Source organism: Curtobacterium sp. MCPF17_047 (assembly GCF_003234045.1).
Lineage (GTDB): Bacteria > Actinomycetota > Actinomycetes > Actinomycetales > Microbacteriaceae > Curtobacterium.
In genome coordinates this window covers 44,093-55,744 of sequence record NZ_QKSF01000018.1, presented here as the reverse complement: position 1 = coordinate 55,744, position 11,652 = coordinate 44,093, and the positions used below count along the sequence as shown (strand labels likewise).

At 72.4% G+C, this 11,652-nt stretch carries 8 protein-coding genes; 4 read left to right on the top strand and 4 right to left on the bottom strand.

Going from position 1 to position 11,652, the window contains the following annotated elements:
• Positions 1 to 64 precede the first annotated feature (64 nt).
• Both DEJ33_RS15375 and DEJ33_RS15370 read left to right on the top strand, forming a co-directional pair.
• Complete coding sequence (locus DEJ33_RS15375) at positions 65 to 766, top strand: response regulator transcription factor (protein ID WP_111195443.1); 702 nt, start codon at positions 65 to 67, stop codon at positions 764 to 766.
• A gap of 106 nt (positions 767 to 872) precedes the next feature.
• Positions 873 to 2,903 carry a potassium transporter Kup gene (locus DEJ33_RS15370; protein WP_258378187.1) on the top strand — a complete coding sequence of 677 codons (2,031 nt, stop codon included), beginning with the start codon at positions 873 to 875 and terminating at the stop codon, positions 2,901 to 2,903.
• 10 nt (positions 2,904 to 2,913) lie between these two features.
• Here DEJ33_RS15370 and DEJ33_RS15365 read toward each other — a convergent pair whose 3' ends face one another.
• Positions 2,914 to 3,345: a hypothetical protein gene (locus DEJ33_RS15365; RefSeq protein WP_111195442.1), complete on the bottom strand. Its 432-nt coding sequence runs from the start codon at positions 3,343 to 3,345 to the stop codon at positions 2,914 to 2,916.
• A gap of 112 nt (positions 3,346 to 3,457) precedes the next feature.
• The gene (locus tag DEJ33_RS15360) at positions 3,458 to 3,808 is read right to left on the bottom strand and encodes a hypothetical protein (RefSeq protein ID WP_111195441.1); all 351 of its coding nucleotides are present in this window, start codon (positions 3,806 to 3,808) and stop codon (positions 3,458 to 3,460) included.
• Positions 3,809 to 4,000: 192 nt separating this feature from the next.
• On the opposite strand from DEJ33_RS15360, the gene DEJ33_RS15355 reads away from it, so the two are divergent.
• Together DEJ33_RS15355 and DEJ33_RS15350 are read left to right on the top strand one after the other, a co-directional pair.
• A complete protein-coding gene (locus DEJ33_RS15355; protein ID WP_111195440.1) occupies positions 4,001 to 5,335 on the top strand; it encodes a sensor histidine kinase in 1,335 nt (444 codons plus the stop codon).
• Positions 5,332 to 6,039, top strand: a complete 708-nt coding sequence (locus DEJ33_RS15350; RefSeq protein ID WP_111195439.1) for a response regulator transcription factor — start codon at positions 5,332 to 5,334, stop codon at positions 6,037 to 6,039. The genes DEJ33_RS15355 and DEJ33_RS15350 overlap by 4 nt, the downstream gene beginning before the upstream one ends.
• Before the next feature lie 20 nt (positions 6,040 to 6,059).
• Here DEJ33_RS15350 and DEJ33_RS15345 read toward each other — a convergent pair whose 3' ends face one another.
• On the bottom strand, positions 6,060 to 7,358 hold the full coding sequence (locus tag DEJ33_RS15345; protein ID WP_111195438.1) for a PP2C family protein-serine/threonine phosphatase: 1,299 nt from the start codon (positions 7,356 to 7,358) through the stop codon (positions 6,060 to 6,062).
• A 163-nt stretch (positions 7,359 to 7,521) separates the two neighbouring features.
• On the bottom strand, positions 7,522 to 11,361 hold the full coding sequence (locus DEJ33_RS15340; protein ID WP_111195437.1) for a TIM-barrel domain-containing protein: 3,840 nt from the start codon (positions 11,359 to 11,361) through the stop codon (positions 7,522 to 7,524).
• Positions 11,362 to 11,652: the final 291 nt, after the last annotated feature.

The window sequence follows — 11,652 nt, the reverse complement described above, 5'->3', positions numbered from 1 at the left end:
GGACGCGGATGGTGCGGCCGCCGGCCGCGACCGCGCACCCCGGCACCACCACGGAAGGCCCCCGATGACCGACAGTCCGGCCGACGGCCGCACCATCCGCGTCCTGGTCGCCGACGACCAGCCCCTCGTCCGCGCCGGCGTCTCCGCACTGCTCGACGCGGAACCCGACATCGAGGTCGTCGCCGTCGCAGCCGACGGTGGACAGGCGCTGGAGCTCGCCCGGAGCACCCGTCCGGACGTCGCGGTCCTCGACATCCGGATGCCGGTCCGGAACGGCATCGAGGTCGCCCGCGAACTCTGCCGCCCCGACGCCGACCCGGCCGTGCCGGCGCTGATGCTCACCACGTTCGACATGGACGACCTGGTGTTCGGTGCACTCGAGGCTGGAGCGTCCGGGTTCCTCCTCAAGGACGCCGAACCCGACGTGATCATCGGCGCCGTCCGCCAGGTCGCCGCCGGCAACGGCACCCTCGACCAGGCGCTCACCCGCCGGGTGCTCCGCGAGTTCGCCTCGCGCCGGAGCCTGCAGCCGGTCACCGGGGACCGCCTGGACGGCGTCCTCACCGCGCGCGAACGCGACGTCCTGCTCCTGCTGGCGCAGGGCATGTCGAACGAGGAGATCGCCGCGGAGCTGGTCGTCGAGGTGTCCACGGTGAAGTCACACCTGGCACGCATGCTGCCGAAACTCGGCGTCCGGTCCCGCCTGCAGGCCGTGGTCTGGGCGTACCAGAACCGGATCGTGACGGTGCCGGAGCAGGACCGGTAGAGCCGTTGGGCGCAGGCGCGGGTGTTCCCGGCGCTCCGCTGTCACTCCGCGGGTGCATGATGGGCGCGGCCGTCGCACCCGTACGGCCCGGACTGGAGTACCTGCTGTGACCGAGACCCGCGCATCGTCGCAGTCGTCCGACCGCCCCTCGGGTGGGCGCGATGCCCAGCCCGGTGACGCCGGTCCCGGCGACGACGCCACGCATCCCGCGAAGGCCGCGCAGCACCCCGCCGGCCGGGAGGCCCGTGGGCACCGTGGCAAGGCCGGCCTGGCCCTCGCTGCGCTCGGCGTCGTGTTCGGCGACATCGGCACCAGCCCGCTCTACTCGATGCGCACCGTGTTCTCCGTGGACGGCGGCATCGTCCGACCCGTCCCCGAGGACGTCTACGGCGTCATCTCGCTGCTCTTCTGGTCGATCACCATCGTCGTGTCGATCAAGTACGTGCTCGTGCTCATGCGCGTCGACAACCACGGTGAGGGCGGGGTGATGGCGCTCGCCGCACTCGCCCGACGGCTGCACGCGCACCGTCCGGGCGGCACGACGGTGTTCCTGGTCATCGGCATCGTCGGGGTGGCCCTGTTCTACGGCGACTCCGTGATCACCCCGGCGGTGTCGGTGCTGTCCGCGGTCGAGGGTCTGGGCACCGCAGCCCCGTCCGTCGAGCACCTGATCGTGCCGATCGCCGCCGTGATCCTCGTCGGGCTGTTCATCGTGCAGAAGTTCGGCACCGCGAAGGTCGGCGCCTCGTTCGGTCCCGTGATGATGCTCTGGTTCATCGTCATCGCGGTCGCCGGCATCCCGCGCATCGTCGAGCACCCGGGCGTCCTGCAGGGACTGTCCCCGACGTGGGCGATCGCGTTCCTGTTCGCGCACCCGTTCATCACCTTCATCGCGATGGGCGCCGTCGTCCTCGCCATCACCGGCGCCGAGGCGCTCTACGCCGACATGGGCCACTTCGGGCGCATGCCGATCCTCCGGGCTTGGTTCTTCGTGGTGTTCCCCGCGCTCGTCTGCAACTACCTGGGCCAGGCGGCCCTGGTGCTCGAGGACCCGACCGCGACGAAGGACCCGTTCTTCCTGCTGTTCCCGAACTGGGCGCAGCTGCCCGTCGTGATCCTGGCCACCGCCGCGACCGTGATCGCCAGCCAGGCCGTCATCTCCGGCGCGTTCTCGCTCACCCGTCAGGCCGTGCAGCTCGGGCTCCTGCCGCCGCTGACCATCCGGCAGACGTCGAAGCGCGAGGGCGGCCAGGTCTACCTGCCGGCCGTCAACCTGCTGCTGTTCATCGGCGTGATGGCGATCATGCTCGCCTTCCGCTCCTCGGCCGCACTCGCCACCGCGTACGGCGTCTCGGTCACCGGCGCACTGGTCGTCGACACCCTGCTGCTGCTCGTCGTCGTGAAGCCGCTGTGGCGCTGGGCGACCTGGAAGCTCGTCACCGTCGCCGTGGTGTTCGGCGGCCTCGAACTGACCTTCCTCGCCGGCAACCTGTCGAAGGTCCTGCACGGCGGATGGGTGCCGCTGCTCATCGCCCTCGCCGTGATCACCCTCATGACGACCTGGCACCGCGGCCGGCAGCTCGTGCAGATCGAGCGCCGGAAGCGGGAGGGCTCGCTGGCCGAGTTCATCGAGACCGTCAACGCCGACCACATCCCGCGCGTCCCGGGCATCGCGGTGTTCCCGCACCCGAACAAGGAGACGACCCCGCTCGCGCTCCGTGCCAACGTGGAGCACAACGGCGTCGTCCACCAGCGGGTCATCATCGTGTCCGTCCTGACCGCGAACGTGCCGCACGTGGCGATGGAGGAGGCGTTCCGCCGCGACGAGCTCGGCTACGACGACGACGGCATCGACCACATCACCATCACGTTCGGGTTCTCCGACGACCAGGACCTGCCCGCCGCGATGCGTGCCGCGTGTGCCGGGGGTGTGCTCGACCTGGCGCAGGAGGACATGTCCACGGCGTCGTACTTCATCTCACGCGGAGCACTCCGGACCGGCGCGGGCAAGGGCGGCATGGTGTCGTGGCGGCGGAAGCTGTTCGTCGCGATGGCGCACAACGCTGCCGACCCGGCGGCACGCTTCGGGCTGCCGCTCCGCCGCACGGTGACGATGGGCAGCGACGTCGAGGTCTGAGCCGCGGCGGTCAGCCGTCGAGACGCTCGGCGGCACCCGGCACGACGAGCTGCCACGGGCCTCCGCCCCGGACCCGCGTCAGGGACAGGCGGTAGCTGCCGGGCTCGGCGAGCGGGTCGCCGTCGACGTACTCGACGGGCTGGCCGCTCGTCGTGCACTGGTCGGAGGTCGCGATCACGTCGATCCGGTCGTGCAGCTTCCCACCCTTCCGGGACGCGGTGACCGTGGCCTCGTACACGCGGTACCGGCCGAAGGCCTCGACCGTGCGGTCGGTCGAGCGGACGTCGGCGTCGACGACCAGGGTCGCCTGCCGTGCCTGCTCCGCCGGGGTCATCGAGACGTAGTCGACGCAGCGTCCGACCGCGGCCACCGAGCAGCCGGCGGCGCCGGCCCCGATCGCGCACACGATCCCGATCGCCAGCGCTGTCTTCCCCCATGTCATGCGGCCAGTGTGCGGCACGTGCCGGCCGCCGGTGCCGATCGTGACCGGATCGTGCCGAGCCTCGTGGTGGGCGACACGGCTCGCATGCCGGCATCCGCGCGCGCCGCCGCACTCACCGCAGCACGCGCGCCAGCTCACTCCGGTAGCCGCTGAGCTGCCGGACGAGCCCCTCGCTGGCACGGGACCCGCCGAGGTCCCCGAGCAGCCGGTCGACCCGTCGGAGCACCGCGTGCTGGTCCGACCGCGAGAGCGTCCGGAAGCGGTCCGCGTCCGGCAGCTGCCCCGGCCATCCGTCGTCGTCCGAGGTCGCGACCGTGGTCTGCACGACGGTCGACGTGGTCGCGGGACGCACGACGTCCGACGAGGCGTCCGGGCCCCCGATGGTCGCCGCCGCGGCACCGGTCCCCGCGATGGCCAGGATGAGGGCCAGGGTGGCCAGACTGACAGCGGTCTTCTTCTGCATCAGGTGCTCCGTTCGACGGCCGCGGACTGCGGCGGGCCGCGCACTGCGGCAGGTCCAGCCTCTGACGAGGCGGGCGGGAGGCGCATCGGCGGAAGGTGGTGGGCCTCCCGTCCGTTCGACTGATCGTCCGGACCCGGCGCTTCCGTCGTTCGGGGGAGGCGCGGAGCCGCCTCGGGCGGCTAGCCTCACGCCATGCGTCCTCTCTCGATCCCGCCGTGGGCGCGTTCTGCCCTGGCCGGGGTCGTGTTCCTCGCCGTCGCACTCCTCGCGATGGAGGGGCTGCACCGCGCCGGCTGGTACCCGACGCGCCTCGACGACTACCGGGTGACGGCGGCGCTCGTCGCGCTCTGCATCGTCGTCGGCCAGCGTTCGCCGTACCCGCTGCTGGTGGTGGTCGGGCTCGTCGTGGCGTGGCCGACGTGGGCGTTCGACGTGCTGACGGTGCGACTGATCCCCCTCGTCATCGCCGTCTACCTGGCGTGCGCCGCCGGGCGTCGGGTGGTCGCCGTGCTGGCCGTCGCGGCGGTGCCGACGTCCATGGCGATGTTCCTGCCCCTCCGGTACGAGCCGGTCAGCGCGTGGCTGCCGGTCCTCCGCGCGTGGCGGGTGTGGTCGAGCGACGCGGACTGGTCGACCATCGTCCTGATGGGGATCCTGCTCGTGGCGTGCGCGGTCCTCGGCCGTGCCACCGCCCGTCGTCGTCGTTCCGAGCTCGTGCTGCAGCGCCGCAACGAGGAGCTCGTCCGGCTGCGGGAATCTGATCAGGCCCGCATCGCGTCCGAGGAGCGGACCGCCGTCGCCCGCGAGGTCCACGACGTCGTGGCCCACCACATGGCCGCCATCGTCGTCCGTTCGCAGGCCCTGGTGCGGGTCGGCGTCGCGGACCAGGCCGAGTTCGCCGAGTACGCCGCGTGGGTCGCCGGCACCGGGCAGCAGGCGCTGTCCGAGATGCGGAAGGTCGTGCGTGTCCTCCGCGCGGGCGGTGACGGCGGCACGACCGACGCCCCGGTGTCGCTGCGGAGCGCGCTCGAGGACGCCGTCGACCGCGTCCGCGCGACCGGCGTCCGCGTCGAGGCCGACCTGCGTGTGCCCGAGAGCCTGGGCGTGATGCAGGACTTCGCCGTCCTCCGCGTCTGCCAGGAAGCCCTGACGAACACCCTCGTGCACTCCGACGGCTCGTCGGTGCGGATCAGCCTGGCCGCCTCCGAGGACCGCATCCGCCTGGAGGTCCTGGACGACGGGGGCTCCGAGGGCAGCCCCCGGGTCCCCGAACTCGCCGCCGGTGGCGCCGGGATCCGCGGGATGCGGGAGCGCGCCGCCTCCATCGGCGGTGTCCTGGACGCGGGTCCGGCCGAGGGCGGTGGGTGGCGCGTCACGCTCGAGGCCCCCCGGGAGGCCCGTGGTCAGACCGCGGGCAGCCTCCGGCCCGTCACGGGGTCGGGTGTCGCTGCCGGTCCGGCTGGCGCTGCGACTGCTCCTGCTGCTCCTGCTCCTGCTCCGGCCGGTCGTCGGGCGGTCGCGTCGTGATCCGCGTGGTGATCGTCGACGACCAGGCCGTGGTCCGCACGGGTCTCGGGATGATGGTCGACGCCGAACCCGACCTGACCGTGGTCGGCCAGGCGCCGAACGGGGCCGAGGCGATCGCCGTCTGCGCCGAACTCCGCCCCGACGTCGTGCTGATGGACGTCCGGATGCCGGTGCTCGACGGCATCTCGGCCACCCGGTCGATCGTCTCCGCCGGCACCGCGGGCGCGGTCGTCATCCTCACCACCTTCGACGACGAGGAGTACCTGCTCGACGCCGTGCAGGCCGGGGCGCTCGGGTTCCTGCTCAAGGACGCCGGCCCCGACCTCATCGCCGCCGGGGTCCGCTCGGCGCACACCGGCGACACCCTCATCGCGCCGTCGATGACCCGTGCGCTGCTCGAGAACCGGTTGCTCGGCGCCCGGTCCGGCGGGGGCACGACCGGCGGCGCCGCCGGTGCGCCCGCGGTCCCGCCAGCCGAGCACGCACCGGTGCTGGCATCACTGAGCGCCCGTGAGCGGGAGGTCCTCACCGCCCTGGTCCGCGGGGCCAGCAACGCGCAGATCGCGAAGGACCTGTGGATCAGCGAGGCCACCGTCAAGACCCACATCAGCAGCGTGCTCGGCAAGGTCGGGGCCGCGAGCCGGGTGCAGGCCGTCGTGTTCGCCTACGAGAGCGGCTTCGTCCGGCCCGACTGGTCGGCGTAGCCCGGCCGGGCACCCGCAGGTCAGACGGCGCGGGAGCGGGACAGCGGCGCGGCCGTGACCTCGGTGACTCCGGTGGCGGCGGCCTCGCGGCGGATCGCGATGACGGTCACGTCGTCGTCGTGCGGCACCTCGGCCGCACGGTCGGCGAGGGCCGCGACGATCGCAGCCGGCGTCCGGTCGGCGCGCGCCAGCTCGGCGACCGAGTCCACGGCGTCGTCGCGCCCGCCGAACAGGTCGAGCACGCCGTCGCTGAACGAGATGAGCAGGTCGCCCGGCTCCAGGGTCCCGGTGGTGGTCGCCCACTCGTCCCGGAGGCCCATCCCCAGCGGCAGGTCGACCGAACGCAGGCGCTCCACCCCTCCGGCAGCACGGAGGATGAAGCTCAGCCCGTGCCCGGCGTCCGCCCACTGCAGCGACCCGTCGTCGTCGATGCGGGCGTGGAACAGCGTGGTGAAGGTGACGTCGGTGCCGGCACCCTCGGCGGCGAGGCCGTCGGAGGCACGGCGCAGGGCCTCGGAGGCGTCGTCGACCGTGCGGGCGCTGCGGATCGTGGCCCGGACCGCGGCGGCGATGAGTCCGGCGCCGACGCCCTTGCCCATCACGTCGCCGAGCCCGACGGCGATGCCGTTCTCGGTGCGGTACCAGTCGAAGAAGTCGCCACCGACGCTCTTCGCCGGGAGACAGGTGCCCGCGACGGTGACGAAGTCGCCCAGTCCGTCGCTGGAGGTCGGCAGCAGGGAACGCTGGACGTCGGCGGCGCGGCTGATCTCCTCGAGGACCTTGTCCTCGCGGGCCTGGGCGGAGCGGACGGAGCGGCGTGCACGCCGGGAGAGCTCGTGCACGATGACGGCGACGGTGCCGAACACCACGACGGTGATGCCGAGGCGCACGAGTTCGCTGACCCGCGGCGCGTTGTCCGGCAGGAGCACGTACGGAGCGAGGATCACGAGCGTGACACCGAGGACCGAGTAGACGATCGTGCGTCGTCCGTCGAGGGAGGCCCACCACACCACGGGCAGGACCACCAGGGACGTGAACACCGACGCTCCGGCACCGGTGCCGGTGCGGAACAGGGCGAGGGACACGAAGTCGACGGCCAACAGGATCGGGATGAGTGCGATCGCGCGCGGGAACCGCAGTGCGAACGCAGCGAGCACGGTCGCGACGGCGGTGGCGACCAGGCTGGCGAGGAACAGCCCGGGATGGCTGATCTCGAGCGACGGGAGCACCAGGCTCAGCAGCGCACCGAGGGCCAGCAGACCCGTGATCGGGGTCTGCCGGACGAGGGGGTTGTCGATGACGCTGGTTGGGCGAGACATGTTCAGGGAAGGCTACTGGTTCGCGGTGGGCTGCGCCGGTGCGTCGACCCGAAGAGGGGCGGACAGTTCCGTCTGCCGCCGGGGACGCCGAACGGCGGGGCACCCGTTCCCGGGTACCCCGCCGTTCGGCGTTCAGGAGCGCAGCGCTCCCGCGTCTCCTGCGCTACTGCGCGCGGCGGCGACGCATCCGCTGTGCCAGGAGCAGTCCGCCCGCGGCGAGGAGCACCACGGCGAGGATCCCGATCGGCACGACGTTCGCACCCGTCCAGGCGAGGGCGCCGTCACCGACGGAGGACGAGCCTCCCGGCTGGTCACCCGCACCGTCACCGGCACCCGGTCCGGCGCCCGCGCCGGCACCCGGCGCAGGCGAGCCCGGCGCAGGGTCACCCGGTGTGGGTGTGGGGGAGCCCGGCGTGGGTGACGGCGATGCCGTCGGGGGAGCCGCGGTCACCGTGAAGGCAACCCGGGCCAGCACGACGCCGCCCACCGAAGCGGACACCGTCACCCGACCGGAGGCCGTGGCCGGCACCGCCAGGTCACTGCTGAACGTGCCGTCGGCGTCGGTGCGCACGGTGACCTCGCCACCGAGGGCCGGCGTCGTCGACAGCGTGACCGTCGCGTTCGCCGGGAACCCGGAGCCGGTCACGGTCTGCGTGCCACCGGCGGTGACCTGCGGGGACGCGACCTGGAGGCTCGGCACCGCAGCAGCGACGCTGGAGTACCGCACGACGGTCCGGTCCGTCACCGAGCGCTCGGCGACCGGCACCGTGATGGTGCGGCTGTCGGCGTCGTACGTCCAGTCGGACGCGGCGACGGGGGCGCCGTCGATGGTGACCGACACGGGGCGCTCGGCATTCGTGAACGTCGCCGTCCACGAGCGGTCGCGCACCTGGCCGGTGAACGAGCCGTCGGCGGGGGCGATGTCCAGCGTGCCGCCGTCGGCCTGCTGCGTGAACCGCATGGCGGTCGACGCGGAGTCGCCAGCCGCACGGGCCGTGGCCTTCGTCGGCTGGCCCTCGCCCGAGTCCTCGTGCAGGGCGAAGGTGCCGTCGGCGCCGGTCGCGACCGTCACCGTGACCGCGTCGAGCGGTGCGGCGTCGTTCGCGACGTGGTGCGAGCGGGTCGGGACGATGCCGCCGCTGCGGACGAACACCGGCATGGTGGTCAGGTCCGTCGTGACGTCGGCCGTCGTGCCGCCCTCGTACGTCTTGCCGGTGAACCAGTCGGTCCACGAGTCGCCGGCCGGGAACCACACGGAGCGGGTGGCGGTGCCGTCGTCACCGTTGCCGGTGGTGACGGGCGCGACCAGCACGTCCTTGCCGTAGAGGTACTCGGAGCCGGCCTGGGCGTAGGACTCCTGCGCCTCCGGGTACTGCAGGTAGAGCGGCTGCAGCATCGGGGTGCCGGTCGCCGTGGCGTCGGCAGCGAGCGTGTAGGTCAGGGGGAGCAGGTCCTCGCGGAGGTTGAGGAACTGCTTCGCCGACGCGTTCGCCTCGGCCGGGTACTGCCAGGGCAGCCGGTCGCTGTGGTTGCTGTGCAGGCGGTCGATCGGCTGGAAGGCACCGAACTGGACCCAGCGGGCGTACATGTCCGCGGGGAGCTGGGTCGTGCCCGGCTCCTTGCCCTCGATGCCGTACTGGCCGCCGTTGTGGCCACCGATGTCGTGGCTGATCGCGGACAGGCCGGTCGCAGCCGACTCACCGGGCGTGTACCCGACCTGGGCTGCGAGTTCCTGCCAGGTCGACGTGGTGTCGCCGGTGAAGTGCACCGTGGTGCGCTTGTCGGCCCACGGTCCGGTCGGGACGGCCTGCGGGTTGCCGTAGCCGCCCGCGGTCAGCGAGCCGTACGCGCGGGAGAACGCCAGACCGCGGCCCTTGAGCTGCTCGTCCGTGTACTTCGCGTACTGCTGGTTGATGAACGCGTCCGGGGTGACACCGTTGGCGGAGTACTTCGAGTTCTCACTGCAGCACCAGTCGAGCCACCACATGTCGACGCCCTCCGGCTGCAGCGACGTGTGCAGGTCGAAGTAGGCCTTGAGCTGGTCGGGGTCCGACCAGTCGAACAGGTAGCGGTCGCCGTCGCCCTTGGTGAGCTTGCCCTTCGCCGTGGCCTGGGCCTCGGCGAACTTGGGGTCCTGGCTCGAGATCGACGGGTGGATGTTGAGGGTGTTGTGGATGCCCTCGGCGTGCCAGTCGGCGAGCAGGCTCGTCATGTCCGGGATGCGGGCCGGGTCGACCGACCAGCCGTCCCACTTGCTGTCGCCCTCGTTCGTCGGGCTGCCGATCTTGTAGTCGGTGTCGATCGCCATGACGTCGACGGGGACGCCCTCGTCCTTGAACTTCTTCGCGATGTCCAGGTAGTCCTGCTGCGAGCGGTCGTAGTACTCGGAGTACCAGACGCCGTACGCCCACTGCGGCAGGAGCTTCGACGGCCCGGTCAGGGTCGCCAGGTCCTTCAGCGCGGTCGTGTACTCGGTGCCGTACCCGAAGACGTAGCCGTCCTGGTAGCCCTCGCCGCCGTGGTCACCACGGGGCGTGGTCTTCTCGGACGCGGTGTCGTACAGCGCCGAGGCGGTGTCGTCGAGCAGCGACCAGCCGTCCTGGTAGAGCAGGCCCGGGTTGGTCTTGACGGAGCCGTTGGCCGTGTCAAGGTCACGACGGTAGCCGCCGAGCGGGGCGTGCGCGGCGAGCACCGGCGACGCGGTGTCGACGACCGCGATGGTGTCGACGTTCACGTTGCAGTTGTTGTCGACCGTCGGGCAGCCGAGCGCGATGTCGTTCGCGCCGGCGGCCAGGTGCACGGGGACCGTCACCGTGTTCCAGTAGTCCCAGCCGCTGGTCGGGGCCAGGGTGCCGGTGGTGGCTTCCTGTCCGGTCGGTGCGACGGTCAGCGCCGGGGAGTTCCCGGTGCCGTTCGCGTACCGCACCTGCAGGGCGTAGTCGCCCGCGGCGGGGACACCCGTGACGTGCGTGGTCAGTGCCGAGTCGGCGCCGCCCCACAGGCCGGAGGCGAAGCCGTCGCCGGAGAAGCCGTTGTGGTCGGTCGCGACCTGGGCGTTGCCGGCCTTGCCGGCGTCCTCGGCCTCGCAGACCGCGCCGAAGGCGCAGTCCTGACCGGCGTTCGCGGCGGTCGGCGCCGGGTAGGCGGCACCCGAGGGGACGATCGCCAGGCTGTCGACGTTCACCCGACCGGAGTCGCCGTCACCGCGGACGACCTTGACCGTGTGCTGGCCGGCGGTCAGGTCGAGGGCCGCGGTCGTCTGCTTCCACTCGTCCCAGTTCTTGCCGGCCGGCAGGCGCAGCGTGACCGGTGCCCCGCCGTCGACGACGATGCTCAGCGTGCGGGTCTCGACCTTGCCGTCGCCGCCCTGGTTGTTGGCGTAGCGCATGGCGAGGTCGTACGACCCGGCCTGCTGCACGGTCGTGCGGAACGTCATGGAGTTGCCGACGTTCTCGAACCCGGCGGCGAAGCCCGATCCGGTGTACCCGGCGTGGTCCTTGGCGGACGCCAGGCCCTGCAGCGCGAGTGCCTCGCCCTCGCAGAGCGTGCCCACCGCGCAGGAGGGCGTCTCGGCGGTGACCCAGGGCGAGCCGGTGACGGCCTGGCCCAGGGAGGTCGTGAGCTTCACCCGGAGGTTGTCCTGGCTGAAGTCGCCGGTGCCCTCCCGGTACTGCACGGTCATCGAGCCGGTGTCGAGCGTCAGCCAGCCGTCCTGCACGGTCTTGGTGAACGGGGTCGCGGCGAAGTCGTCGCGCCCGACCACGTTGAACGTGCCCTGGTCGGTGAACTGCCCGTCACCGGCGTACTCGGTGCGGATCAGGGTGGGGGAGAGCACCTGGAAGCGGGCCTCTCCGGACACCACTGTGCGGGCGTCCGGGGCGGCTGCTGCCGGCAGTGCGGAGATACCGAGCCCGCCGAGCGCAAGCGCTCCGACCAGGGCTCCGGCGAGGGACGACCCGAGGACGCGTCTGCGCCTCCGGGTCTGCGTGGGGTTGGGACGCAAGGGTGTGTGCTCCTCGTGGACGGCGTCGTCCGGTCATTCGTCGGCGGTCTGGCCGCCTTGTGCGGGTACGTGTCCCGCGGCCACCCCCCTAGAGGGCCGCGTTACAACGTGGAAACTGTAGGGCCTCATAGCTCGTACATGGAAGCCCGCAAGGAGAACGCGTCCCTCGAGCGGCGCTCAGCGGACCAGCCGGGAGGCCCGGATCGCCTCCCGCAGACCGGCCCGCCCCTGCGCGGGGGAACGACGACGGGCCGCCCGGCGCGACCGAGGTCACACCGAACGGCCCGTCGA